The 25,779-nt window shown below is 63.6% G+C and carries 19 protein-coding genes; 11 read left to right on the forward strand and 8 right to left on the reverse strand.

The genetic code is table 11. The annotated features are described in order from the left end of the window. Window positions 1-11 precede the first annotated feature (11 nt). On the reverse strand, window positions 12-3,173 hold the full coding sequence (locus K6G35_RS23560) for an autotransporter outer membrane beta-barrel domain-containing protein (RefSeq protein WP_234707060.1): 3,162 nt from the start codon (window positions 3,171-3,173) through the stop codon (window positions 12-14). Between the two features lie 563 nt (window positions 3,174-3,736). Further along, on the reverse strand, window positions 3,737-4,627 hold the full coding sequence (locus K6G35_RS23565; RefSeq protein ID WP_008645272.1) for a LysR family transcriptional regulator: 891 nt from the start codon (window positions 4,625-4,627) through the stop codon (window positions 3,737-3,739). 108 nt (window positions 4,628-4,735) lie between these two features. On the opposite strand from K6G35_RS23565, the gene K6G35_RS23570 reads away from it, so the two are divergent. From K6G35_RS23570 to exaC, 7 genes are all read left to right on the forward strand, one after another. Next, window positions 4,736-6,289 (forward strand): AMP-binding protein, encoded by a 1,554-nt coding sequence (locus K6G35_RS23570; RefSeq protein ID WP_495676410.1) that lies wholly within the window; start codon window positions 4,736-4,738, stop codon window positions 6,287-6,289. A gap of 10 nt (window positions 6,290-6,299) precedes the next feature. Continuing rightward, window positions 6,300-7,475 carry an acyl-CoA dehydrogenase family protein gene (locus K6G35_RS23575; protein WP_495676411.1) on the forward strand — a complete coding sequence of 392 codons (1,176 nt, stop codon included), beginning with the start codon at window positions 6,300-6,302 and terminating at the stop codon, window positions 7,473-7,475. A 100-nt stretch (window positions 7,476-7,575) separates the two neighbouring features. Then, window positions 7,576-8,574, forward strand: a complete 999-nt coding sequence (locus tag K6G35_RS23580) for a tripartite tricarboxylate transporter substrate-binding protein (protein ID WP_035883977.1) — start codon at window positions 7,576-7,578, stop codon at window positions 8,572-8,574. 314 nt (window positions 8,575-8,888) lie between these two features. After that, complete coding sequence (locus tag K6G35_RS23585; RefSeq protein WP_008645267.1) at window positions 8,889-9,242, forward strand: PepSY domain-containing protein; 354 nt, start codon at window positions 8,889-8,891, stop codon at window positions 9,240-9,242. 5 nt (window positions 9,243-9,247) lie between these two features. Further along, on the forward strand, window positions 9,248-9,919 hold the full coding sequence (locus tag K6G35_RS23590; RefSeq protein ID WP_035883974.1) for a response regulator transcription factor: 672 nt from the start codon (window positions 9,248-9,250) through the stop codon (window positions 9,917-9,919). Further along, window positions 9,916-11,262 (forward strand): sensor histidine kinase, encoded by a 1,347-nt coding sequence (locus K6G35_RS23595; RefSeq protein ID WP_495676412.1) that lies wholly within the window; start codon window positions 9,916-9,918, stop codon window positions 11,260-11,262. The genes K6G35_RS23590 and K6G35_RS23595 overlap by 4 nt, the downstream gene beginning before the upstream one ends. A gap of 239 nt (window positions 11,263-11,501) precedes the next feature. After that, window positions 11,502-13,022 (forward strand): acetaldehyde dehydrogenase ExaC, encoded by a 1,521-nt coding sequence (gene exaC / locus K6G35_RS23600; protein ID WP_008642488.1) that lies wholly within the window; start codon window positions 11,502-11,504, stop codon window positions 13,020-13,022. Window positions 13,023-13,080: 58 nt separating this feature from the next. Here exaC and K6G35_RS23605 read toward each other — a convergent pair whose 3' ends face one another. Next, window positions 13,081-15,045: a sigma-54-dependent Fis family transcriptional regulator gene (locus K6G35_RS23605; protein WP_495676413.1), complete on the reverse strand. Its 1,965-nt coding sequence runs from the start codon at window positions 15,043-15,045 to the stop codon at window positions 13,081-13,083. Window positions 15,046-15,332: 287 nt separating this feature from the next. Here K6G35_RS23605 and K6G35_RS23610 point away from each other — a divergent pair, with 287 nt between their 5' ends. Beyond that, complete coding sequence (locus tag K6G35_RS23610) at window positions 15,333-16,208, forward strand: lysozyme inhibitor LprI family protein (protein WP_234707059.1); 876 nt, start codon at window positions 15,333-15,335, stop codon at window positions 16,206-16,208. Between the two features lie 31 nt (window positions 16,209-16,239). Here the strand turns inward: K6G35_RS23610 and K6G35_RS23615 are convergent, their stop codons facing one another. Further along, entirely contained in the window at window positions 16,240-17,733 is a 1,494-nt protein-coding gene (locus tag K6G35_RS23615) for a bifunctional aminoglycoside phosphotransferase/ATP-binding protein (protein WP_495676414.1), read from the reverse strand. A 457-nt stretch (window positions 17,734-18,190) separates the two neighbouring features. Between K6G35_RS23615 and K6G35_RS23620 the strand changes: the two genes are divergently transcribed. Genes K6G35_RS23620 through K6G35_RS23630 form a run of 3 tightly spaced genes read left to right on the forward strand, consistent with a single transcriptional unit; the run spans window position 18,191 to window position 21,402 of the window. Next, a complete protein-coding gene (locus tag K6G35_RS23620) occupies window positions 18,191-18,745 on the forward strand; it encodes a hypothetical protein (protein WP_008642494.1) in 555 nt (184 codons plus the stop codon). Then, window positions 18,742-19,488: an acetoacetyl-CoA reductase gene (gene phbB / locus K6G35_RS23625; protein WP_008642495.1), complete on the forward strand. Its 747-nt coding sequence runs from the start codon at window positions 18,742-18,744 to the stop codon at window positions 19,486-19,488. Before K6G35_RS23620 ends, phbB begins: the two co-directional genes overlap by 4 nt. A gap of 3 nt (window positions 19,489-19,491) precedes the next feature. Continuing rightward, on the forward strand, window positions 19,492-21,402 hold the full coding sequence (locus K6G35_RS23630) for a PHA/PHB synthase family protein (RefSeq protein WP_008642497.1): 1,911 nt from the start codon (window positions 19,492-19,494) through the stop codon (window positions 21,400-21,402). 121 nt (window positions 21,403-21,523) lie between these two features. Here K6G35_RS23630 and K6G35_RS23635 read toward each other — a convergent pair whose 3' ends face one another. The 4 genes from K6G35_RS23635 to K6G35_RS23650 all read right to left on the reverse strand — a co-directional run bounded on the left by K6G35_RS23635 (window position 21,524) and on the right by K6G35_RS23650 (window position 25,638). Beyond that, window positions 21,524-21,952, reverse strand: coding sequence for a TOBE domain-containing protein (locus K6G35_RS23635; RefSeq protein WP_008642498.1), 429 nt, complete (start codon window positions 21,950-21,952; stop codon window positions 21,524-21,526). Window positions 21,953-22,164: 212 nt separating this feature from the next. Next, a complete protein-coding gene (locus K6G35_RS23640) occupies window positions 22,165-23,226 on the reverse strand; it encodes a beta-keto acid cleavage family enzyme (protein WP_008642499.1) in 1,062 nt (353 codons plus the stop codon). A gap of 24 nt (window positions 23,227-23,250) precedes the next feature. Further along, window positions 23,251-24,150 carry a TauD/TfdA dioxygenase family protein gene (locus tag K6G35_RS23645; RefSeq protein WP_008642500.1) on the reverse strand — a complete coding sequence of 300 codons (900 nt, stop codon included), beginning with the start codon at window positions 24,148-24,150 and terminating at the stop codon, window positions 23,251-23,253. A gap of 420 nt (window positions 24,151-24,570) precedes the next feature. After that, window positions 24,571-25,638, reverse strand: coding sequence for a porin (locus K6G35_RS23650; protein WP_495676415.1), 1,068 nt, complete (start codon window positions 25,636-25,638; stop codon window positions 24,571-24,573). Window positions 25,639-25,779 lie beyond the last annotated feature (141 nt).

Below are 25,779 nucleotides of genomic sequence, written 5' to 3' on the forward strand. Positions count from 1 at the left end.
CTGTGGAAACGCTACCAGGTGTACTTCACGCCCACACGAAGCGCGTACTGGTAGAAGCTCTGCGCGCCCCACGCCCCCGACACATTGGTCCATCCAGTCCAGCGCTTGCTGAACTGGGCATTGGCACCAATCTTCACCTCGTAGCGGTTGCTCGGATACATGCTGCCCAGCGGGAGTTCGTTGAACGAGATGTTGCTGGATACACCGGTGTGCCACCAGTTCAGCGTCAGGTAAGGCTGCCACGTGGTCTTGCCTTCCTCGCGCACATACGTCCGGTGAAACCGCACGCCCAGGCGCGAAATCCAGCCGTGGGAGTTCGCCCCGTTGATCTGGGTGCCGTTGGGCTCGGTGATGTTGTCTTCGTTGTAGCCCACGTAGATCAACTGGCCCTGCGGCTCGACGATCCAGTTGCTGCGCGTCGGGATGGCGTAGCCGGTCTCGCCCGAGACGGCCCAGCCGGTAGCGTTGTAGCGCACGGTCGGCAGCAGTTGGCCTTCGACGCGATTGGCGAACCAGCCGTACTGGAACCAGGTGTCGACGTAGGCGCCCAGCTTCTGCTCGTCGTTCTGGTACCACGTGCCGTAAGCGCCAACGCTCCAGCCCTCGACCTTGCCCTTCGCGCTGAACGGGTTGCCCCGGGCGTTCGCATCGGTGCTGGCAAAGCCGTAGCTACCCATCACGCCAAGGTGCCCGCGATCGTTGCCGTCGTCGCGGAACAGCTTCCACTTGGCCAGTTCGGCGCCGCCGTGCAGCAGGAAGGAATCGGTGCTGGTCTTGAAGACGCCGTCGGCGCTATGGCTGCCCTCCCATTTGCCGACCATGCGCAACCAGCCGGAGCGGGGTTTGTCGTCGGCACGGTCGAAGCCTTGTTCCTCGACATACTGCGGCTCGCCCAGGCGGTCGTGCAGGCTGTGGACGAACATCTGGCCGGCCAGGCGCTGATTGGCCAGATAGGCGGCCACTTCGGGGCGGTACAGTGGATCCGGCGTTGGTGGCGCGGGGGGAGAGGGCGGTTCCGGTGGCGCGGGCGGCGTGGGCGTCTGATCGGAACGCAGGTACCACGAATTCGCATCCGTGCCGTCGTTGGCGCCACGGAACAGGCGATACTCGTAGGCACCCGCGACGGCACGGCCATCAAGCGCGAACGCTCCGGCGGCGGTGGTGCCGCCATTGGTCGCGTTCACTACCTGAATGCCGTTCGCCACGGTCAGCGCGCCGGCGCCTCCGGCATTGTTGATGCGCAGTTTCGAACTGCCGGTTGCCGTGCCGCCATCGACAACGAGCTTGTCCGACGGCGCGCCGTCGCTTGCCAGTACCGTGTTGAGCGCGATGGTGCCGTTACCGCTGTAGTTCTGCACCGTCAACGTCTTGAACGTATTGTTGACCGGCGCAGCGAAGATGATCTGGCTCGGGTCATTGACCAGCGTGGACAGATTAGAGTTGTCGGTGAGGTTCCAGGTGCTGTCCTTGAGCGTCAGGTTGAACGTGGATCCGTCCTTGCGCGTGGTGGCTCCGGTGAACACGGAGCCGGGCGTCATTGTGAGGTTGATCTGTGCGTTGTTCTGCGATTGCAGATTGGCGATCACATTGAACAGGCCCGTACCTGAAATGCTGGAGTTCGCGCTGCCCAACACACCGAAGGCACTCTGGTCGGCCAGGCGGATCGTGGCGCCGTTGAGGACAACGGTACCGGCCTGATCGGCGAACACGGCGTGGGCGCCGCTGCCATTAGTCGTGATCGAGGTCGGACCGGAGAGCTGGATAGTGCCGTTGTAGGTAGCGGGCGAGGTCTTGCCAGAGGCATAGACGCCGTACGCATTCGCGCCGCTGGTAGTGATGGTTGCGCCGTTCTGAATGTCAACCAGGCCACCAATGCTGCGGACACCGCCCGAGGTCGCCTGCGTCGTGTTGACAGTCAGCAGCCCCTTGAAGGTGGTGGTCCCGCTCAGCGCGCTGTTGACGCCCCAGGCGCCAACGGTTTCGTTGGAACCGGCGGCGGACCCTGGCCTGTACCACGTCACGCTTCCGCTGCCTCCAGTCGTGTTGACGTTGACCGGCCCTTGAAACGTCATGGTCCCGCTATTGCTGTCGTTGTAGATGCCATGGGCGGCAGGGCCGCTGGTGGTGATCGTGACCGGACCGCCAAAGGTCATTGCAGATCCACCACCGGCGATCCGGCTGGCGCTGGTATTCCAGATGCCGTACGCGGATTCATAGGTGTACGAGAGGAAACTGCTTCCGACCGGCGTGATGCCGCCCACCGTGTTGATCGTAGTGGCGCCCGTGACGTTCAACGTCCCCAGAATCCCGCGAATCCCCGCAGAGCCGACTCCCGAAGCGCCGGCAACCGGATTCACGCCGGTTTCAATCGACAGGTCGCCGTTGAGTTGTACGGTTCCCGCATCGAGTCGTATCCCGAATCCCTGGTCTCCATATGTATGAATGGCGGAGTTCCCGTTCGCGGTAATGGTGCCGCCGCCGACGCCGGTCCACATCCCGTATCCGCGCCCCTGGCTTGCTGCCAGCTGCGAGTTGCCCGTGATGGTGACGGCTCCGGAATCGGCCCGCAGGGCGGCCGCTTCATTGACGTTGTTGATGCCTGAGTTCTGGCCGTTGATCAGTGAAATCTGTATCGGCTGCCCCTGGCTGTTAACGTTTGCAATGGCGTTTGCGGCGGCCGCGTAAATCCCGGAGCCTGCCACGCTATCCACATTGATCGTTAGCGCGTTGTTGGCGTTGAAGGTGCCGCCGCTGTTCACGCGAACGCCGTTGTAGAACGTGTTGGCAGTGCCGCCCGGCAGCGCGTTGATGACCGTGCTGCCATTCGTCGTGACGGTGCCGCCATCGACGAAGATTGCACCCGCGTTGCCGGTGGCGACCGTACTACTGATGTTTGCCGCCCCAACTGTTACCGAGCCGGCCGATGACGTATGAATTCCACCCTGACCGCCGGTCAGGGTGACGGTGTCGGCCGAGATGCTGGAGCCGCTTCCGGAAGCATCGAACACGTACCCACTGCTGCCGTTGATGCCGAAAGTGGACGTGCCTGTGAACGCGACGCTGCCACCGCCGGTAGCCTGTACCGTGGGAGTGCTCGACCCGGCGGGGATCGTGCCGGAGATGCTACTGCCGGTATAGGTCACGCCAGGTCCTGTGGCGCGGATGATCGCCACGCTACTGGCAGAGGTTCCGTAAGCGTGATTCGGCGTATCAACGAAGGTATTTCCCTGGCCAACACCCTGAATAAAAACCTGGGCGATGGCGGGCTCGTATTGCATCAGCAAAAGCACTGCCACCGCCGCAGACGTTGCCTTCAGTCTCGGCCTTCTATGTCGGGAGGAAATTGGGATCGATCTGATCGTCATGCTCTCTCCAGTTAGTCGACTTGCTGATGGTCCGAAAGCGAGCCCGTGCGAGACGGGGAGACTATTGCCGGGGTCTGAAGGCTCCGGAGAGGCGGGTCCCGCGACACGTGGCAAAGATCGTGTTGATGGAGCGCCTCATGCAGATTAGTGTCGTAAAGGAATATTTTTGTGTGAAACTTTTAATATCTTGATATTAATATTTTATTTTAATTTATGATTATTGATCCTGGTGAGGGCGGGGTGTCAAATCCAGCAATCAAGCCGAATCTCTGCCGTGCAATCCGATCGTGGGCGACGGATTAAATGCCGGAATTACGAAAATCTGATTTTTGAGATTTAGTTATTCGACATGGTTTTCGCGTGGCGATCGCTCATTGCATCCGCGCCTCGAAAATGCCGATCATGCGCAGGGCCAGCGGCGAGAGATAGGCACCCGCCCGCGACATCACGCCCACCCGTCGGCCCAGGTCTAGGGCATCAGGCCGCAGTGCGATGGGGCGCAGGCCCGCCTGGGCGCCATTGCTGGTTGATCCCGCGATGCAGAGCATTTCGGTGCCGCGCACCAGATCGAAGAGGGCCGTGCTGCCGAAGTCGGTCTCCACGCGCAGGATCGGCGCGGGCAAGCCCAGTTCCGTAAAGGCGGCGTCGATCTGCTGGCGGATCAGCACGTGCGCGCTAGGCAGCAGCCACTGCTGGTCGGTCAGGTCCGCCAGCGTCAGGTTGCGTCGTCGTAGCAACGGATGATTCTCGTCGGCCACCACCGCCAGGCGATCGGTGAACAGCTCACGCGATACCAGGGCCGGGTTTGCCTGACGCGGCAACGGGGCGATGGCCAGGTCGAGTTCGCCGGCCTGCAGCAGGTCCATCAACTCGCGCGCCACACGCATCGTCAGGCGCAGCCGTGCCACTGGCCGCTCGCGAATCAGTTGCCGGCACGCGCCCAGCACCAGCGCATTGGGCATCGACGGGGAATAGCCGAGGCGCAGCATCCCTTGTTCGCCGGTCTGGATGCCGCGCATTTCCTTGATCGCGTCTTCATATTCCAGCCGGATCCGGCGTGCCCGTTCCAGAAAGACCGCTCCCGCCTGCGTGACGCGCATACCCAGCGTCGTGCGTTCGAATAGCGGTACGCCCAGTTGCGCCTCCACGCGCTGCACGGCCTTGGTAAGTGCCGGCTGGGTCATGTCCAGCGCCTCGGCGGCACGCCCGATGCCACCGTGGGCTTCTACAGCCAGCACGTATTCCAGATCGCGAGTCTCCATCGTACATTCCTGATGTTTATGACTTTATTCCAGTCAATGCATTGTAGTGATGCCCGTCATCTTACAGACTGGGCGCACAAACACCAGACAAGTTGCAAGGAGACATGCATGACGTTCGCCTACTTCCTCAGGCGCGCCGCTCGTTACTGGGGCGATAGTCCGGCCGTGCTGTACCGGGATCGCGTGCTGACCTATCGCCAGCTCGACGAGCGTTCCACGCGGCTGGCGAACGCGCTGCTGGCACTGGGCCTGACCCGTGGCGACCGCGTGGCGATCCAGGCGCGAAACTGTCCGGAGATCGTGGAGATCGAATGCGCGCTGTACAAGGCCGGGCTGGTCAAGGCCGCGCTGAATCCCCGCTTCACTGCCGAAGAGGCGTCGGATGTCGTGGAAAACTGCACGCCACGCGTGATGATCGTCGGCCCCGGCTACACGCGATACCAGCGGGAATCGCGCGGGTTCGGCTGCGTGGAGCATTTCTTTGCGATTGCCGGGGCGGAGGGCCAGTACGGTGCCTATGAAGCACTGATCGATGGCGGCGCCACCACCGCCATCGACTATGTGCCGCAGCCAGACGACATCGCCGTGCTGCATTTCTCGTCGGGCTCCACCGGCAAGATCAAGGCAGCGATGCAGAGCTATGGCAACCGGCTGGCGTCGATGCGCAAGATGATCCTGGGCATGGATCGCCCTGCACGCCCGGGCGATCGCCTGGCGTTGATCGGGCCGATTACCCATGCGTCTGGCATGTTGATGCAGCCGTATCTGTTCCTTGGCGCCACGCTGGTCCTGTTCGAGAAGTTCGAGCCCGCGCACTTCCTAGCCGAGGTGCCGCGTCTGAACCTGACGCACGTGTTCATGGTGCCGGCGATGATCAACCTGCTGCTGGCCGAGCCCACACTGGCCACGGCAGACCTGAGTTGCCTGAAGACGCTGGCCTACGGCGCCGCGCCCATGGCGCCCGCACGCATTCGCGAGGCGTGGGAACGCATCGGTCCAATCCTGTCGCAAGGCTACGGCGCCAGCGAATCGACGTCCGGCGTTACCCGGCTATCCACGGCGGATCATGCCGAGGCACTCGCGCGGCATCCAGAGCGGCTGGCATCGTGCGGTCGCGCCATGGGGGAAACCGAAGTGCGGGTCGTCAACGAACGCGGTGAGGAGGTCAGCGACGACGAGATCGGCGAACTCGTGATTCGTGGCGAGGATGTGTTCCAGGGCTACTGGGGCGAGCCCGGTCTCACCAGCGAAGTACTGATCGACGGCTGGCTGCACACCGGCGACCTGGCGCGTGTGGATGCCGATGGCTACCTGTACCTCGTCGATCGCAAGAAGGACATGATTATCTCCGGCGGCTTCAATGTGTACCCGACCGAGGTGGAGGCGACGCTGTACCAGCATCCGGACGTCATGGAAGCCTGCGTGATCAGTGTGCCCGACGAAACCTGGGGCGAAAGCGTCAAGGCCGTGGTGGCGCTGTGGCCGGGCCGGCAAGCCAGCGCATCGGAGTTGATCCGCCATTGCCGCGCGCGCATTGCCGACTACAAGTCGCCGCGCACGGTCGATTTCGTGGCCGAACTGCCCAAGAACGCAAGCGGAAAGCTGGCGCGCAAAGTCGTGCGGGAACAGTACTGGGTGGGCGCCAGCCGCCGCGTCAATTAAGGGACACATCATGTTCGATCACCTGACCAACCCCGTGCTGCTGGAAACGCGCGCGGCGATCCAGCGCTTCATCGACGAGGAACTGCGGCCGCTGGAGCGCGAGCTGGATCTGGGCGCGGAAGACGCGTGGCCGCGCGAGGTGCTGCGCAACGTCTGGCGCCGTTCCAGCGAACTCGGGCTCTACGCGGCCTGCCTGCCCGTGGAACTGGGCGGCAAGGGTCTCAATATCGCGGAGCAGTGCGCGCTCAAGGCCGATCTGGCTGCCAGCGGGGCGGTGCTGGCGCCGCACGTGCTGGGTGATCTCGGCGGGCCGCCGCGCGTGGGCAACATGCTCAAGTACGCGACGCCCGACCAGATCGAGCGCTACTTCCAGCCGGTAATTCGCGGACAGAAGTCCACGTGCTTCGCGCTGACGGAGACGCATTCTGGTTCGGATGCGCAGAGCATTCGCACCAGTGCCGTCATAGATGGAGAGGATCTCGTCATCAACGGAGAGAAGCACTACATCAGCGGCGCGCCGTTCGCGGACTTTGCCATCGTGATGTGCGTGACCGATGCCGCCACCGCGCCACCGGCGATCACGGCGGTCCTCGTCGACCTTGATCTGCCGGGCGTGACCGTCAGTACCGAGTACGTACCGATGTCGGGTCAGCATATTGACGGCGATATCCGCTTCGAGAACGTGCGTGTGTCGCGTGCGAACATCTTCGGTGGCGAAGGGCGTGGCTTCAAGCTCGGCATGTCGCGTATCAACGTCAACCGGCTGTTGCATTGTCCGTCGATGCTGGGGCTGGCCACGAGTGCCTACAAGGCGTCAGTACAGTACGCGGGCACGCGCCGCCAGTTTGGTGGCCCGATCGCGCGTTTCCAGGCCATCCAGCACATGCTGGCCGATATGGCCGCCGCGCTGTGGGCGTGCGAGAGCATGATCGCGCAGACTGCGATGCTTGCCGATGCCGGCGCTGACCTGCGGATGAAGGCGGCGGCGTGCAAGCTGTTTGTGTCAGAGCGCTGCTTCGAGGTGGCCGACAAGGCGGTGCAGATTCACGGCAACGTGGGCGTGACGCGCGGCCATCCGGTGGAGCAGACCTGGCGCAAGCTGCGCATGTTCCGCATCTTCACGGGCACCAGCGAGATCCAGCGGAATACGGTCGCCAAGGCGATTCTGGATCCCACTGGGGCATGACCAACTGGCCTGATCGGGTCTGACCTGACCGACGGGCCTCAACGCATTTGCGTGGCGACATTGCGATACAAGACAATGCGCCGCATGACAGGAGACAAGCATGAATCGTCGTCAGTGGTTTGCCACAGCAGGCGCCGTGGCCGGTGCCACGGCCTTGAGCGGCATGATGAGCCGCGTGGCCAGCGCAGCCGCGCCCTATCCATCGCGCCCGATCCGGCTGATCGTGCCGTTCATCGCGGGAACCGCGCCCGACTCGATGGCCCGCACGATCTCCGCCGAACTGGCACCCGTGCTGGGCCAGCCGCTGGTGGTGGAAAACATCGGTGGCGCAGGCGGCATCATCGGCGCTCGGGCGCTGAAGCGTGCCGAGCCGGATGGCTACACGCTCGGTGTGCTGGCCAACCAGCACGTGATCAACGTCCACCTGTATCGTGACCAGCCGTATGACGCGACCAGGGACTTCACCGCGATTTCGGCGCTGTCCGGCGGCCCGGTAGTGTTGGCCGTGCCGGCCTCGTCGCCATACAAGACAGCGCGTGACCTGATTGACGCAATGCGCCGGCAGCCAGATGGCTTGAACTATGGATCGGGCGGAAAGGGCAGTGTGTCGCACCTGGCAGTGGAGTCGCTGCTCCACCAGACGCGAACCAAGGCGGTTCACATCCCCTACAAGGGTGCCAGCGAAATTGTCACCGCGATGATGAGTGGGCAGACGCAGTTCGGCATGCCCGTTCTATCGACAGCGGCACCGTTCCTGCGTAACGGACAACTTCGTTCGCTGGCGGTGTCGTCAGCCGCGCGGTCGATCTATTTTCCCGACGTGCCGACGCTGGCGGAATCGTTGCCGCCAGGCTTCGTGCTCGACAACTGGAGCGGCCTGTTTGCCCCGGCTGGCCTGCCAGCGCCGCTGACGAAGAAGTTGTTCGATGCCATGGCCGCGTTGCAGGCCAGTGGGAAACTCGATGCGTCGATGAAGGCAAACGCGGGGGAGATTCGCAGGAGCGCATCGCCCGCCGAATTCGCGCAGATGGTAGCCGCGGATAACGCCCGCTACGACAAGCTCATCGGCGAGATCGGGATGCGGGGGGAGGTGGGCTGAGACATCCGGCAGTCCGCACGGGCGGGCACCGATGGCACGCGACATCATTGCCACGCTCGGCGCTTGAACCGGGGTGACCGGATCTCCGGTCAGCGGGAAAGCGTGCTGTACCAGAAGGGCAGTGCCGCGGCGGCCATCGCCACGGCCAGCGGGGCGAGTTGAGCCAGGCCGGAGAGCACTGCGTGTAGGGCGGATCGTTGTGACATGGCGGCGACGGAGTGAGAATGTCGTGGCATCATGCGCTGTCGAACCTGAACCGCACCTGAGCGCGGCGTTCAGCTTCTGTTCAGGCTTGCCCCCGCAACATGCGCCCCATGAATGCCTTGACACGCTGGCTGCGCCCCGCAGCGCACATCCTGATCCTCGTTGCCGCGCTCGGCCCTTTTGGCACCGCCGGCATCGCCCATGCCGATACCGATGCCGACCGCGCCCGCGAGGCTCTGCGCTCGGGCGAGATCCTGCCCCTGTCCCATATCCTCGAGACCGTTTCGAACCAGTACACGGGCGATGTCATCGACGTCAAGCTGGACCGCGATGACGGGATATGGACCTATGAAGTCAAGCTGCTGCTGCCGAACAGCGCGGTGGCCAAGCTCAAGTACGATGCCCGCAACGCGCGCCTGTTGAAGGCAAAGGGGCATGACCTCGACAAAGCCCGCAAGCCCTGACGACGATGCGCATCCTGCTGATCGAGGACGAAGCCACACTGGCGCGCCAGCTTGCCGATACGCTGTCTCAGGCAGGGTATGTGGTGGACCACGCGTCAGATGGCATCGACGCCGAGCATCTCGGTACCGAGAATCCCTATGATGCGGTCATTCTTGACCTGGGCCTGCCCAAGCTTGATGGCCTGACCGTGCTCAAGCGTTGGCGCCAGGCCGGCAACGGCGTGCCGGTGCTGATTCTGACCGCGCGCGACAGTTGGGTGGAAAAGGTGGAAGGCATCGACGCGGGCGCGGATGACTATCTCACCAAGCCGTTCCGTGCCGAGGAACTGCTGGCCCGTATTCGGGCGCTGATCCGTCGCTCCACCGGGCATACCTCGCCGGTTCTCGCCTGCGGCCCGGTCACGCTGGCGCCCGCCACTGGTCAGGTCAGTGTGGACGGATCGCCCATCGTCCTTACCGCCCACGAGTACAAGGTGCTCGATTACCTGATGCACCACCAGGGTGTGATCGTCAGCAAGACCACGCTGACCGAGCATATCTACGCGCAGGACCATGACCGCGATAGCAATACCATCGAGGTATTCGTCGGTCGCCTGCGACGCAAGCTGGGTGTCGACGTCATCGAAACGGTGCGTGGCCTCGGATACCGGCTGCGTCCGCCGGAACACGGCGCATGAAGCGGCCCACCATCGCGGGCAGGTTGCTGCTGATTGCCACGCTGTGGGTGGTCGGCACGCTATGCGCCACGGGCTGGGTGCTCGATACGCTGTTCGGGCGCCACGTCGACAAGACTTACGTGACCGAGCTGGACCGGGACCTGACCAGCCTTGCCGCCGCGCTCGAATGGAATGGCCATGGTCAGCTGGAACTGACGCGCCAGCCCGCCGATCCGCGCTTTGAACGGCCGTACTCGGGCGCCTACTGGCAGGCCGCGTCGGGCACGCAATCGCTACGGTCGCGGTCGCTGTGGGACATCGATATCCCCACGACGATCGAGCGCAAGATTCCGGCGGGAGACGCCGATATCCGGAACGGCCCAGAAGGCCAGTCGCTGCTGGTGAAGTCCCGCAGGCTCCAATTGACCGGGGATGACGCGTACGTCCAGATCACGGTGGCACTGGATCGCACCGAACTGCGGGACGCCAAACGCTCGTTCCGGCATCTGTTGTGGCTGTCACTCGGCATCCTTGGTGTGGGCATTCTCGGCGCCGTCTGGGCGCAGATCCGCTTTGGGCTGGCGCCGCTGAGCCGCCTGCGTGCGGCGGTGGCAAAGCTGCACGGCGGTGGCGACCCCACGTTGCAGGGAGTATGGCCGGCCGAAGTGAAGCCTCTCGTCGATGAGATCAACGCGCTTCTCAAACGCAATCACGATGCCGTGGAGCGGTCGCGCAGGCAGGCGGCGGATCTGGCCCACGCGGTCAAGACGCCGCTGGCGATCCTGGCCAACAGCGCCACGGCCTTGCCCGGTCCGCTCTCCCAGAGCGTGCTGCAGCAGGTGGACGCGATGCGCCAGCAGGTGGATCGGCATCTGTCCCGGGCCCGCGCGGTGGGTGCCGCCGGCGCGGGCGGGCGGAGCGTTGCGATCCGCCCGGCGGTCGAGGAACTGGCCCGCGCGCTTGTGCGGCTTCATGCGGGCAAGCCGATTGACGTGAGCGTGGAAGGCAATGCCGACTTCTTTGGTGACAGGCAGGATCTTGTCGAGATGCTCGGCAACCTGCTGGACAACGCCTGGAAATGGGCGAACACGCATATCCGCGTGACGCTGGTATCGCAGGAATCGGAGATCGAGATCTGCGTCGACGACGATGGCCCGGGTATGCCCGCAAGCTCCATGCATCAGGCCATGCAACCCTTCTCCCGGCTGGACGAATCCGTCGAGGGCAGTGGGCTGGGCCTGTCTATCGTGCGCGATATCTGCGCGATGTACGACGGGGTGTTCGAACTGAAGCGCTCCTCGCTGGGCGGTCTGGCCGCGCGGATGCGATTCCCGGCCGCAGGTGCGACGCCGTCGCAGCGCTGAGCCGCTAAGCCGCCGAGCCGCTGAGCGGTGAGGGCGGTAGCCACCGACTGTTGATCCCTGGAACAGCCGGTGTTCCATTCTTGAACAGTCTCTCTCGTTGCCACCGCGGTGTATCGACCGGATTCCGGCTTGAGCGGGCCACGACGGAAGGTGGCCCGGGTTTTGCAGATAACGCATGGACGCCACGCAGAATCAGACCAGAACGCTGGCGTCGTCACTCATCCATCAGGAGACAGTCCATGCGTTACGCCCATCCCGGCACCCCCGGCGCCATCGTTTCGTTCAAGCCGCGCTACGGCAACTTCATCGGCGGCGAGTTCGTGCCGCCTGTCAAGGGCCAGTACTTCACCAACACCACGCCGGTGACCGGTGAGGCGATCGCCGAATTTCCGCGCTCGACCGCCGAGGACATCAACCTTGCGCTCGATGCCGCCCACGCCGCGGCGGGCGCCTGGGGTCGCACCGCTGTACAGGACCGCTCGCTGATCCTGCTGAAGATTGCCGACCGCATCGAACAAAACCTCGAACTGCTGGCCGTCACCGAGACGTGGGACAACGGCAAGCCAGTGCGCGAGACGCTCAATGCCGATATTCCGCTGGCCGTGGACCATTTCCGCTACTTCGCCGGCTGCATCCGCGCGCAGGAAGGCTCGGCGGCCGAGCTGAACGAGCACACCGTGGCGTACCACATCCACGAACCGCTGGGCGTGGTGGGCCAGATCATCCCGTGGAACTTTCCCTTGCTGATGGCGGCATGGAAGCTGGCGCCCGCGCTGGCTGCTGGCAACTGCATCGTGCTCAAGCCGGCCGAGCAGACCCCGCTGGGGATCAACGTGCTGATGGAGCTGATTGGCGACCTGCTGCCGCCGGGCGTGCTGAACGTGGTGCACGGCTTTGGCAAGGAGGCCGGAGAGGCACTGGCAACCAGCAAGCGCATTGCCAAGATCGCTTTCACCGGGTCGACCCCCGTCGGTTCGCACATTCTCAAATGCGCGGCCGAGAACATCATCCCTTCGACCGTGGAGCTGGGAGGCAAATCACCCAACATCTACTTCGAGGACATCATGCAGGCGGAGCCGAGCTTCATCGAGAAGGCGGCCGAGGGGCTGGTGCTGGGGTTCTTCAACCAGGGCGAGGTGTGCACGTGCCCGTCGCGCGCGCTGGTGCAGGAATCCATCTACAACCGCTTCATGGATGCCGTGATGACCAAGGTGGCCGCCATCAAACGCGGCGATCCGCTCGACACCGAGACCATGGTCGGCGCGCAGGCGTCCGAGCAGCAGTACAACAAGATTCGCGGCTATCTGGACATCGCCCGGGAAGAGGGCGCCGAATGCCTGGTCGGTGGCGATGTGGAGGTCATGCCCGGCAGCCTTGCCAAGGGCTACTACATCAAGCCGACGCTGCTCAAGGGCCGCAACGACATGCGCGTGTTCCAGGAGGAAATCTTCGGGCCGGTCATCGCCGTGACCACATTCAAGGATGAGGCGGAGGCCGTTCGGATCGCTAACGACACCGAGTACGGATTGGGCGCGGGGCTGTGGACGCGCGACATCAACCGCGCCTACCGTGTGGGCCGCGCCATCCAGGCGGGGCGTGTGTGGACCAACTGCTACCACCTGTATCCCGCTCACGCTGCTTTCGGCGGGTACAAGAAGTCGGGCGTGGGCCGCGAGACCCACAAGATGATGCTCGACCACTACCAGCAGACCAAGAACCTGCTGGTCAGCTACGACACGCAGCCGCTGGGCTTCTTCTGATCTCCTTCCGATGGCTGACGGGGGCGGATGCTTCCGCTCCCGTCATCGGGAAGGGTGGTCAGTCGCTTTGCGGCGGTAGGCCGCCCGCTTCCTCGATTCTGCGGTAGACGGTATTGCGTGAAACGCCGAGCGCCTTGGCCGTCGCCGAGATATTGCCGTCGTGGGCCTTCAGCGCAGTCAGGATGGCCATGCTTTCGATGTCGGCGAGGCGACTGGGGCGGGTATCGTCTCCGTTCGGCTCCGCCGCGTGTCGCGCGCGCCAGTCTTCGAGGAAGTCGTCAGGCAGATGGTCTTCCGTGATTTCAGGCGATCCCTCGGCCATCAGTTGCGCGGTGCGCAGCAGGTTGGCGAGCTGGCGGATATTGCCGGGCCAGTGATAGCCGCGCAGCATCCGTGCCACTGGTTCGCTGAGCGGCAGCGCATTCGCATGGTCCTGTTGCAGCAGCCTCTGCGCCACGGCATCCAGGTCGTCACGCTCGCGCAACGCCGGCAGACGCACCACGAATCCATTCAGGCGGTAGTACAGGTCCTCGCGGAACTGGCCGCTGGCCATCATCTCGCGCATGTTACGGTGCGTGGCGCAAACCACGGCGACGTCGACCTGAACCAGCTTGTTGCTGCCCAGCGGCGACACCGTACGCTCCTGTAGCGCGCGCAGCAGCCGCGCCTGCAGATGCAGTGGCATATCGCCGATCTCGTCGAGGAACAGTGTGCCGCCATTGGCCAGCACCATCTTGCCAATGCCGCCCTTTTTCCTGGCGCCCGTGAATGCCCCCTCTTCGTAGCCAAACAGTTCGGACTCGATCAATGCCTCGGGAATCGACGCGCAGTTGACGGCGACGAATGGCCCGGCGCGACGCGGGCTGTCGGCATGGATGGCACGGGCCAGCAACTCCTTGCCGGTGCCGGTCTCGCCCAGCACCATGATCGGAATGTCCTTGCCGATGACCTTGCGCAGCTTGCCGATGACGCTCTTGATCTGGGTGTCGCCAGTATCGAGGGCATCCAGACCGTCTGGCTGCGACGTCCCGTTGCCCTGTTTGCGTGCCGGCGTCGTGTCGCGCTCGCGGGTCGCGTCGCGGTTTATGGTGGCGCGTGCGATCGGGCTGGCGGGACGTTTCCACTCGACGCGCGCGTACACTTTCACGCCGCTCGGCAGTTGCAATTGGACAGTGCCGGCGGGCGCGCCGCGTTCCGAGTCGATCAACTGGGGCATCGACATGCCGAACAGCGATGAGAAGGTATGCGCCTGCAATGCGCCGATCGACAATTCCAGCTGGAAGACGCCGCTCCGGTTGGCGGAGAGAAAGCGCCCGGCAGGCGTGAAAGCGGCGATGCCTTCGACCAGCGTGCCGATGAACTCTGGCCGCGAGTGGAAGTGCACGCACACCACATCCTGGAAAGCATTGGCGAACAACTGGTTCTCGATCATCTGCGCCGACATGCGCACCAGGGCCATGGTGTGCTTGTGAAAGCCGCGATGATCGCCGGTGACATCGAGCGCGCCGACGGTTCTGCCGTACGGGTCGAGGATCGGCGCGCAGGAGCAGGTGAGGAACCGGTTGGCTTCCAGGTAGTGCTCGGCGGCGTGGACCAGCGTGGGCCGGCCCTCGGCCAGCGCCGTGCCGATGGCGTTGGTGCCCCGGCTTTCCTCGGACCACAGCGCGCCCGGCTGCAAGGCCACCTTGCTGGCCTTGGCCAGGAAGTCATCATCGCCAAGCGAATGCAGGATCAATCCAGCCGAGTCGGTCAGGATCACCATGCTTTGCGTGTTGACGATCTGGTTGTGGAGCGTCTCCATGACAGGCAGCGCGTGGGTGAACAGCGACTGGCTGCGCTCGATCTGCGTTTTCAGCTCGCTTGGCCGCGCGGGGAAGAATTCGGGCGATTCATGAGGCCGCAGGCCATACGATTTCGAACGCTCGTGCGCTTGGGCGATCAGTCCGGGCTGATCGGTCTCCGGGGCCTCACTGGACGTGCCGCCTCGCGAAGCGCGCCCGGCGGCGGCCACGTGGGAAATCATGGATGTCTCCTTTAAGTCGCCCCGTGTCCGCGCGCGTCTGGCCGGGGGATCGCCCGCAACCGCGCAAGCGAAGTGACGCCGCAGGCTGTGGACACGCACACATTACCCTAACTCGGCGCCGAATGGCGTCCGGATAATCCATGGCGGGCTGGCGGCAACCGCGGCGAGGCGCCGCGAAGCCGCATGCGCTCGGGAGACGGATTCGAGGCTATGCTGTCCGCTTTCCAGGGAGATGGCGAATGCGAGGCATCGTGAGCCAGGCAAGCAATAACAGTGCGGCGCGATCCGTGCTGCAGCGGCTGCTGCCGTGGCTTTGTTTGGTCGCGGTGCTGGCTGCTCCCGGCGTGGCTGCGGCAATGGGCTTCAGGATCTACTACCAGCCACAGCTCAACATGAAAATGGTGGTCGGGGAAGGACGGATCGACGACGGTGATGCAAAGCGGTTTCAGTCAGCAGTGAAACGGGCCGATCGCGACGACGAAGGGCTCGTCGTGTTCATCCTGGACAGTCCGGGTGGCAATGTCGAGGCCGCCTTCCGCATGGTCGACGTCATGGACAAGGCGCGCATCTATACCGTGGTCCCCAATGGCGCGAAATGCGCGTCCGCCTGCGCGTCGATCCTGTTCGCCTCGGGGGCGCGTCGAAGCGTTGTCGGGAGCGGCATGCTGGGCTTCCATAGCTGCTACCGTCACGAGGGCAATACCTATGCAGAGGACTCGCTCTGCAATGAGATCATCGCGGCAAACGCAATGCTGAGAGGCGTCAGCCACGCGGCCATCAATCGCTTCGTTGACAAGTATGGCGCTACCGAAATGGCCTGGGTCGGCCCGAACATCGCTTGCAAGTCGCTGCAGGGGCTATGCAAGCCAGGGCGATTGGAAGGGCGGAGCGGCGCGAAGGATGCGCTTGCCCGGAGCTTTGGCTGCAGCAAGCTGACATCCGTCGCGGGGCAGCTCATATGCGGAGATGCGGAGTTGACCCGCGCCGACGACCAGCTGGCGCGGATCTACGATCAGAAGATGAAGACATCGAGCAACAGGGCGCGGCTGCGGGCGGACCAACGGACGTGGCTCCGCGATTCACGCAACGTGTGTGTGGACAAGGCCTGCCTGATGCGGAGCTATCAACGCCGCATTGACGAACTGCAGCGAGTGCGGTCGTAGGGACGGCAGGGCGATGCCAATGCCGATGGCACTAGCCCGGGTGATCGGCGGGCACCACGTGGGTGCGTTCTTCCGTGGTCAGCGGGTCATGCGCGCGCAGTTGCAGGGCAAGCACGGCCAGATCCGCGTCCGACGGGTCTTGGCGTGCCAGGGCCCGGGCGACGATGCGCGCGCGCAAGGTTTCGACTGGCGCTTTGCAATCGACGATGAAGAACCGTACTCCCAATCGACGTGCCTGATTTGCGAAGCGGGCGCGCTGGTCATGCGAGAGGAATGTCGCATCGGCGATCATCGGAAAGCCTGCCGTGCAGCCCAGCCTGCAAATGGCCAGCACGCGATGATACGTGCGTGCCGTCACACTGTCCGAATACCTGGCTTCCTGCTGCGCATTTGCGTTGCGCAACCGCTTGCGTTCCACGTCGGAGCGGACGCGCACCATGGCGCGTGTTTCGCTCATGGTTGCCGCGACGGTCGATTTCCCGCTACCGGAGAGGCCGTGCATCACCCACAGGGGGGCGGCGGGCAACGTCAGAAACTGGAACGCCAGATTCAGCAGGGCGCGGCATTCGACGTGTACGAGATCAAGCGCAGTGCTTTCGACGTGGCGTTGCCGGGCACGCTCCAGTCGCACGCGCGCGCGTACGAGCGCCCGCATGGCGACGTAGAACGGCAGCACTGCCAGCCCGGCATAGTCGCCATGGCGCTCCAGATAGCCGTTGAGCAACCGATAGGCAAGGTCCGGCCGGCCGTGGTGCAGTAGATCCATGAACGGGAATGCGATATCGCTGGCCGTGTCGATCCAGCGCAGGCGCGGTTCGAACTCGAGGCAGTCAAAGGGCGTCGGATTGCCGTCGAGCAGGACGATGTTGCCCAGGTGCAGGTCGCCATGACACTCGCGAACATGGCCGTGGTGCAGTCTCGCCTGAAATGCGTCTTGTAGTGCCGCAACCCGTGCGCGCGCGGCGTTCGCGACGCGGTCTGTCATGTTTCGGTCGAAGGTCAGCCGCGCCAGGCCGTCCAGGCATTCTTCAAGCGTGGCGTCGATACTGGCCGGCGTGCCGAAGCCTTCGTGTGGGGCAGCGCGCGGTTGCGCACCATGAAAGATCGCGATGTCCCTGGCGAGCGCGTCGATGTGATCCGGCCCCAGGCGGCCTGCGCCGATCATGTCGATGAGTAGATCGTGCTGTGCGAACCGTCGCATCCTGACCGCGTACTCCAGCGGTGTGCCCCTGCCACCGACGACGACGGCGCCCGGGGTTTCGCCCGCGACGATTGGCAGAACATCAAGGTAAAGCGCCGGGGCGAAGCGGCGGTTCAGGCGCAGTTCTGCCTCGCAGTCAGCGTGCCGGGCTTGCGGGGTCGAGAAATCCACGAAATCGAATTTGACGGGCTTGCGGACCTTGTAGGCGAATGGCCCCGCCAGGAACACCCGCGAGATATGCGTTTCGATGACCTGAACGTCCTGAACCGGCGGGGGATATGCACTGGGTTGCAGTAAGGCGTAGGTCAATGCTGCGTCATCCATGCGCGCTTCCTTATTCAATGCCCTTGCGTTCTCGTATCTCAGCGTAGTGGGAAGAGGGTCAGCAAGATTGATTCGCATCAATTTAAGGGGGCGTAGGTGGATGCGGTTGGATCAGACGATCCCCAGACTTTCCGGTAGCACGGCAGGTTGCATGTGCATAGCGTCCCCACTTCCATACGAGGCCGGAATGGAGGCCTGCGCGCTCCACAAGCCGGAGATCGAATCGGCGGCGCGGGAGCTATTCGACTTGACCGGCGCGTTCGATACAGGAATCGGCCAAGTTTAGTGCATTCAAGTGCAACCCTTTGGGTAAAAGGGTGTCGGACTTTCTGCAATGTTCGATGGATTTCTACATTCCCATCAAACTTGACATACGTCAATTGGTGGCCTAGCCCTATGCCTAGACTCGATCGAATGACGGATCGTCACCCCATCACGTCAACTCAAGGAGATAGCAATGGCAATGCTCCGTTCTGCGACCACCGATCCGATGCTGGATGCGGCCCGTGCGTTTCTCGAGAACAGTTACAAGTTCGCGGCGCTTGCGGCTGAAACCCGCCGCAACCTGATCGAGACCCATCTGAAGAGCCTGGAGCATCGCCTGACCGCGATGCATAGTGCGCAAAGCCGTATGGCGGGGGTGGCCGATTGGGCCTCGTTGCAAGCCGCGCAGGCACAGACACTGACAGATCAGGCAGAGGCCCAGGCCGCGCTGGCACGGGCCTACGGCAAGGTCCTGGTCGAAGCGACGTCGGCGTGGCTTGAGCAGTGCCGGGAATGTGGCAGTGACTGGGTGAAGCGAGTCGAGACCACCAGCGAGACGGCAAGGGGCAACGGCAACGTCAATGGCGCTGCTGCTGCGGTGCTCGATCCGCTGTCAGCATCCCTGGCCGAGTTCTACGAGCGACTCGGAAAGATGACGCCGTTTGGGGTGGTACCGCCCAGCGAGTCCACCACGACTGCGACCAGCGCCGCCCGCTCGCGCTCCGCCAAGGGCGGTGCGGCATCATGAGCTCCGGACGCATTGCGGTAGTGACGGGCGGCATGGGCGGTCTGGGCGAGGCCATCGCTGAAAGGCTGCTGAGCGACGGTTTCCGCGTGGTCGTCACGCATTCGCTTGGCAACGATCATGTCGCGACCTGGCTGCGCGAACACAGTACGCAGCAACGCGAGTTCGTGGCCTACCCGGTGGATGTGGCCGACTTCGAATCCTGCCAGCAATGCGCGGCCAGGATTCTGGCCGAGGTGGGCCCGGTGGACGTCCTGATCAACAATGCCGGCATCACGCGCGATTCCACCTTGCGCAAGATGACGCACGAAGCCTGGCGCGCCGTGATGTCCACGGACCTCGATTCGGTGTTCAACATGAGCAAGCCTTTCTGTGAAGGCATGGTGGAGCGTCGCTGGGGCCGGATCGTGAATATCTCGTCGATCAACGGCTCGAAGGGCGCGTTTGGCCAGACTAACTATGCCGCGGCCAAGGCAGGCATCCACGGATTCAGCAAATCGCTGGCGCTGGAGCTGGCCAGCAAGGGCGTGACGGTCAACACCGTTTCTCCCGGCTATCTCGATACGAAGATGGTGAGGGCAGTGCCGCAGGACGTGCTCGATCAGCACGTGATTCCTCAGATTCCGGTCGGCCGCCTGGGCCAGCCGAAAGAAGTGGCCGCGCTGATCAGCTACCTCTGCTCGGACGATGGCGCGTACGTGACCGGCGCCAACCTTGCCATCAATGGTGGCCAACATATGGATTGAACCATGCGCCCCAAGAAGCCAGTCGCCCTCGAACACGCCACGGATACGCTGATCGAACAGGCCCCGCCCGCCAAACGGGCGAAGGCCACCTCACCCAAGCCATCGACATCAACCCCTTCGGTTCCGGCTGCACGGAAGGCTGCCGTATCGGCACCGGCAAAATTGGCGCCGGCGGCTTCCCCTGCTCCGGCGGCTGCTACCTGCCCGGAACCCCAGCCGCTGCGGCCCGACGTCGCCTATGACGAACAGGTCAGGGCATTGCTCGCCTCGATGACCGGTGGTGTTTCCTTCGGGTCGCTGGCGCTAGCCTGGACCGACTGGGCCATGCATCTGGCAGCTTCGCCAGGCAAGCGCTGGCGGGCCGCGCTGCAATGGCAGGCCACGGCCGCCGCCGAGTATTCGCTGGCGCCGCCGTTCATGCCGCGTCCGCCGGTCGTCACCGATCAGCGCTTTTCCGCGCCGGGCTGGGAAAACTGGCCGTACTGCGTCTTGCGCGATGGCTTCCTGCGGCTTGAGTCCTTGTGGATGGCGCTGACCAGCGACATCGACGGGCTCTCTCCGCATCATCAGCGGATCGCGGCGTTCTGCGCGCGCCAATGGCTCGACATGATGTCTCCCAGCAATGTCTGGTGGATGAACCCGACGGTTCTGGATGCCACGATGCAGACGCGGGGCGCCAACTTCGTTCGCGGCGCCGGGAACTTCGTCGAGGATCTCTATGACGCGGTCGGCGAGCGGCTGCATCTGCCGATCGGGCGGCTGCCGCACGCGTATGTGGTGGGTCGCGATGTGGGGCTCACGCCGGGGAAGGTCGTCTACTGCAATGATCTGTTCGAGCTGATCCAGTACAGTCCGACTACCGATTCCGTGTATCGCGAGCCGGTCATGATCGTGCCGTCGTGGATCATGAAGTACTACATCCTCGATCTTCAGCCTCAGAACTCGATGGTGAAGTACCTCGTGGACCAGGGTCACACGGTGTTCATGCTGTCATGGCGCAACCCGGGCGCCGAGGCACGTGATACCAGCCTCGATGACTACCTCAAGCAGGGCCTGCTCACCGCGCTGACCACCGTGCGCGAGCGCTGCGGCCAGGAACAGGTACACGCCGTGGGGTATTGCCTGGGCGGCACGCTGCTGGCGATTGCCGCCGCGAAGCTGGCGCGCGACAAGGACGACAGCCTGCGCAGCGTGACGCTATTTGCAACGGAAACCGACTTCGACGAACCCGGTGAGCTTGGCCTGTTCATCGATGACAGCGCGTTGTCGACGCTCGATGCGCTGATGCGCAAGCAGGGGTACCTCGATGGCTTTCAGATGGCGCAGGCCTTCTCGATGCTGCGTGCCAGGGATCTGGTCTGGTCTCGGGTGCTGCGGGAGTACCTGCTGGGCGAGCGCGATCGCCCCAATGACCTGATGTCCTGGAACCGCGATACGACACGCCTGCCGTATCGCATGCATAGCGAAGTGCTGTCACGGCTCTTCCTCCGCAATGAACTGGCCGAAGGCCGGTTCTGCGTGGATGGTTACCCCGTGGCCATGGCCGATGTCGAGGCGCCGATGTTCGTGGTTGGCACCGAGCACGATCACGTGGCGCCGTGGAAATCCGCCTACAAGCTGCATCTGCTGACGCACAACGCGCTGACCTTCGTGCTGACGTCTGGCGGTCACAACGCGGGTGTTGTTTCGGAGCCGGGCCACAAGGGTCGCCGCTACCGTGTGGCCACCCGGGCGCCGAACGGTGAATACAAGGATCCAGATCGTTATGCCGAAGAGGCCACCAGATATGACGGTTCATGGTGGCCGTGCTGGCACGAGTGGCTGGCCGAGCAGTCCTCGGGCCGCTGCGCGCTACGCGACTCCGCGCCGGGTTCGCTCCGGGATGCGCCCGGCGAGTACGTCATGCAGGGCTGATTGCCGATTGCCGATTGCCGATTGCTGATCGCTATGGCAAGGCCCATGCTCCGGTGGACGGCATCGTCACCGGAGCTTTTTTCATGTTTCCGCTGACCGTTCTGGTCGCGCGGAAGTCGGCTCAGTTGTCCACGCCAACGATCACGCTCGATGCCTTGAACATGGCTGCTGCCGGCTTGCCGACAGCCAGGCCCAGCCGGTCGACGCTTGCGTTAGTAATGATTGCGGCGACGGCCATGCCGTTGTCACCTGTGATTGTCACGTCGGCATTGACGGCGCCCTTGGTCAGATTCGTGACCTTGCCTTGCACGAAGTTGCGGGCCGAAACCTTGGTGGCATCCGCATCGACCATCACGATGACGGACGTTGCCTTGACCAGCGCGACGACCTTGGCACCGGTCTTCAGGCCCAGGCGGGCGGCGCTGTCGTGTGTGACGGTGGCGACGATCTGCTGGCCACCGTTGATGGCAATGATGATCTCGTCGTTGACGGCGCCAGCCGTGGCTTGTGCAACGACACCGGAAAACTGATTGCGCGCGCTGGTCTGCATACCCGTTACCCCAGGAAGGAAAGCTGTCGATCTGGGGAAGTTTGCGCGGATCGGTAGGTCGTGACAAGGTGCCGGTGCGTATGACACCTATCACCCAGTGGGAATTACCGCGTTGCCGGAGTCACTTGCAATCCGTGGGACGACCAATGCCCCGACTGCCAGGTCGGCTGTCGGGGCATTGGCGAGCAGGATGGCCCTAGGGTCTTAGGGCCTTAGCGGCGTGCGTGCTGTGTAAAGCCTACCTGGCCGGGTTTGCGGTTCGGCGCGAAGCCGTTCTCCGCCAACGTCTCGTTGGCACTGTCGTAGAACGTCCCGATCTTGTAGATCTCGCGCGCTTCCTTCGCGTTGGCGACATCCCGGCCGAACTCGCGCGAGATGCGCACGAGCTGCTCGATCTGCTCGACTGTGCCGATCTTGCGGTCGCGTCGCTGCGCCCAGAGGTTGTCCTCGATGCCGCAGCGCACATGCAGTCCCATGGCAATCGCCATCATGTTCAGCGGCAGCACGTTCAGCATCGACGTTTCCAGCGTCAGCACCGAGCCGTTCGGGCAAGCGCGCACGAAGTTGGCGAGGTTGTAGAGGTTAGGCGCCTCGAAGCCGCCGCCAATCGCCACCCAGGTCAGGATCAGGGGCACATTGCAGCTGCCCCGGCGCATCATCCGTTCCACCGTTTCCAGTTGCGCGATGTTGGCAAGCTGGAAGTGGGTCTGGATGCCGTTGATGCTGAGCCGGCGGATATGCTCCTCCACCCACTCCGGGCCGGCCGGAATCGTCATTTCGCGATAGGCGCGGTAGTTGGCCGGTTCGGCCAGCGACGTGCCCGCCACGTCGGCCGCGCACATCTGTTCCACCACGTTCATCTGGTTGGTGTTGATCGCGATGGTCACCTGGTCCGGCGTCGGCTTCAGCTCGGCCAGCATGTGGCGCGTATCGTCCGACAGCCACTTGGCCACGTCGCCCTCGGTCTCCGGCGCGAACGAGATCGATCCGCCCACCTGCAGGATCATGTCCGGCACGCGGGCACGGATGCCGGCCAGCAGTTCGTTGAACTTGGACAGCCGCTTGGAACCTTTGCCGTCCACTTCACGCACGTGAACGTGCAGCACGGTGGCACCGGCGTTATAGCAGTCCACCGCCTTCTGGATCTGCTGCTCCATCGTCACCGGGATGTCTTCCGGAAAATCGGAAGGTATCCACTCGGGCCCATACGGCGCGGCGGTAATGACGAGCTTCTGCTGGTTTTCCGGGAACATCGAACCGTCGATGAAATCCATGTCTCTCTCCGTGGAATTGAACGTTCAGGCCGTGGCCGGCTGCGCCGACTCTGCCTTGACTTCGCCTTCGCCGATGCCGAAGGGCTTGTCGCCGATGATGCCGGCGCGCTCCATCTTGCGATGGCACGGTGCGTAGTCCATCACCGCGTAGTGCTGGGTGCTCCGGTTGTCCCAGATCGCCATGCTGTTGGCCTTCCAGCGCCAGCGCACCTGGTACTCGGGAATGAATGCCTGGCTGATCAGGTAGCGCAGCAGTTCGCCCGCGCCCGGGTTGTAGTCCTGTCCGTAGCGCACGTGCGCGGGCGTATGAAAGTTGGAGAAGTGCGTGGTGAACGCATTGACGAAGAGGACCTTCTCGCCAGTCTCGGGATGGACCCGCACGACGGGATGTTCGGGGTCGGGGTACTGCGCCTTCAGCGCCAGGCGCTTCTCGATCGGCATGGCAGCACCGAAGCTCGCCTCGATGCTGTGCCGCGCGCGCAGGCCGGCAATCTGCGTCTTGATATGAGCGGGCAGGTTCTCGTAGGCGAGCACCATGTTGGTCCACATTGTGTCGCCGCCGATCTCGGGTGATTCCACGCAGCGCAGCACGCAACCCAGAGGTGGCGCCTCACGCCACGTGGCATCGGTATGCCAGGCGTTCTCGTAGCGATCCATCGGCTGGTCCGGCCGCTTGTAGATCTGCACGAGCCCCGGATGATCGGGATGGCTGCCGGCGACCGGGTGATCCTCGAGCTTGCCGAAGCGCTCGGCGAATGCCACATGTTCGGCGCGGGAGATGTCCTGGTCGCGCAGGAACAGCACCTTGTGTCGCAGCAGCGCGGCACGAATTTCGTCGAACAGGCCATCGTCATGAATCGCATCGGAAAGCCTGACGCCCACGAGTTCGGCGCCGATGCTGGCGGTCATTGGTTCGATGCGCATCAGCGTGCCTCCTCGAAGGTCACGGGTGCGCACTGGGTGGCGCGAGGGGGAACGCAAAGGATATTGCGAAGGAAAATGCGAAAGGGAATGCCGGACGTTGCCAAGATCTGTCTCCTATCGTTTTGATGTGGTGATTCAACGCGCGTGGCGTTGGCATGAAGGTAGGAGTTGCGTGCACGCCAGACTTTGCATTTCATGCCATAAGCATTGCGTCTGATGACAGTGGCGAGGCTTGGTAATCCTCCGTTTGATACCGATCAAGGAAAACGGCGCCGCGGCAGGTCGCCATGTGCGTTGGCTGGTGGATCGCGCGCACGTCCTTCCCGGGCGATGGCAAACAAAAAAGGCCTCCGGAAGCCGGAGGCCAAGAACCCTCTTGCCCTCGCAAGAAAGTGTCGATGCTGCCGATCGTTCGGCGCTTCAGAACTTGTGGCGCACGCCGACCACCAGGCCAGTCTGGTCCTTGCCGGGAACGACGTTGGTCGGGCTGCCGCTCGGCGCGTTGAATCCGTTCATGCCGAGCTGGGAGTTGCCGCGATTCAGCGCGTAGCCGGCATTCATGTACACGTCCGTGCGCTTGGAGAATGCATAGTCCGCCGAGGCGACGAACATGATCGGGTCGGCCCCGGAGTTGCGCATGTTCGTGTAGTACGCCGCGCCGGTCAGCTTCAGCGCGGGCGTCACGCTGTAGCGCAGACCCGCCCAGTACAGATCCGAGCGGTCGGTCGGCATGGCGCCGACATTGCCGTTGTACCAGCGATAGCCGATGAAGGCCTTCGCCGGTCCGAAGGCGTAGCTCGCGCCGACCAGCATGCGCCGGTCCTTGCGTTCGGCGGTTGCAAGTGTGGAGCCCTGGTACTCGTCATATACCGCGCCGATCGCGAAGGAACTCACCTCATAGGACAGCGAGATACCGAGATTGCGGTCGACGGTGTAGTTGCCAGGGACTTCTCCGCCGCCGGTTCGGCTGAAACTGTACAGGCCGCTGGCCGTCAGGCCGTTGAACGTGCCACGGTACTTGATCGAGTTGTCCGCGCGGCCGGCCAGCACGTCGTCACTCTTGTAGAGCGAGTACCGCGGCGCAAAGCCCATCGGGTCGAGCTGGATCGCGGTGTCATACAGCGGGGTGGTCTGGCGGCCCAGCGTGACGGTTCCGTACTTGCTGCTCAGACCTACGATAGAGGTACGATCGAACAGCCGGGTCCGGTTGTTCTGCGCACCGGTATCAACTGAAATACCGCTTTCGAGATCGAAGACCGCCTTCAGGCCGCCGCCGAGGTCCTCGACACCACGAATGCCCCAGCGGGATGTGGACATGTTGCCGGACGCCATTCGTACCTGGCTGGCGCCGCCGTTGGCGGAAGGCACGTTGCTGAGGTACTCGATGCCAACGTCGGCGACCCCATAAAGCGTGACGCTGGATTGCGCGGATGCGGTGCCTGCAATCATCCCCAGGGTTGCCATCGCAACGCCGTGACGAACATTCATGAACTCTCTCTCCAGTTATTGAATTGGAGCGGCGAGTATAGAAATGCAGACATTTCGCTTCGATTGCGGCGAGATTACAGCCGCATCGTTCCGGGCGCTGGCAGGCAAAAAGGGGGGGGCAGGACTACCCCACGCCTTTGG

This window comes from Cupriavidus sp. HY129 (genome assembly GCF_059492215.1).

Coding starts and splice junctions, on each gene's coding strand:
- K6G35_RS23595 (WP_495676412.1), top strand. CDS start 9,916: ATGAAGCGGCCCACCATCGCGGGCAGGTTGCTGCTGATTGCCACGCTG.
- K6G35_RS23585 (WP_008645267.1), top strand. CDS start 8,889: ATGAATGCCTTGACACGCTGGCTGCGCCCCGCAGCGCACATCCTGATC.
- K6G35_RS23605 (WP_495676413.1), bottom strand. CDS start 15,045: ATGATTTCCCACGTGGCCGCCGCCGGGCGCGCTTCGCGAGGCGGCACG.
- K6G35_RS23580 (WP_035883977.1), top strand. CDS start 7,576: ATGAATCGTCGTCAGTGGTTTGCCACAGCAGGCGCCGTGGCCGGTGCC.
- K6G35_RS23590 (WP_035883974.1), top strand. CDS start 9,248: ATGCGCATCCTGCTGATCGAGGACGAAGCCACACTGGCGCGCCAGCTT.
- K6G35_RS23575 (WP_495676411.1), top strand. CDS start 6,300: ATGTTCGATCACCTGACCAACCCCGTGCTGCTGGAAACGCGCGCGGCG.
- K6G35_RS23635 (WP_008642498.1), bottom strand. CDS start 21,952: ATGCAGACCAGCGCGCGCAATCAGTTTTCCGGTGTCGTTGCACAAGCC.
- K6G35_RS23565 (WP_008645272.1), bottom strand. CDS start 4,627: ATGGAGACTCGCGATCTGGAATACGTGCTGGCTGTAGAAGCCCACGGT.
- K6G35_RS23640 (WP_008642499.1), bottom strand. CDS start 23,226: ATGGATTTCATCGACGGTTCGATGTTCCCGGAAAACCAGCAGAAGCTC.
- K6G35_RS23650 (WP_495676415.1), bottom strand. CDS start 25,638: ATGAATGTTCGTCACGGCGTTGCGATGGCAACCCTGGGGATGATTGCA.
- K6G35_RS23615 (WP_495676414.1), bottom strand. CDS start 17,733: ATGGATGACGCAGCATTGACCTACGCCTTACTGCAACCCAGTGCATAT.
- K6G35_RS23645 (WP_008642500.1), bottom strand. CDS start 24,150: ATGCGCATCGAACCAATGACCGCCAGCATCGGCGCCGAACTCGTGGGC.
- phbB (WP_008642495.1), top strand. CDS start 18,742: ATGAGCTCCGGACGCATTGCGGTAGTGACGGGCGGCATGGGCGGTCTG.
- K6G35_RS23630 (WP_008642497.1), top strand. CDS start 19,492: ATGCGCCCCAAGAAGCCAGTCGCCCTCGAACACGCCACGGATACGCTG.
- K6G35_RS23570 (WP_495676410.1), top strand. CDS start 4,736: ATGACGTTCGCCTACTTCCTCAGGCGCGCCGCTCGTTACTGGGGCGAT.
- exaC (WP_008642488.1), top strand. CDS start 11,502: ATGCGTTACGCCCATCCCGGCACCCCCGGCGCCATCGTTTCGTTCAAG.
- K6G35_RS23620 (WP_008642494.1), top strand. CDS start 18,191: ATGGCAATGCTCCGTTCTGCGACCACCGATCCGATGCTGGATGCGGCC.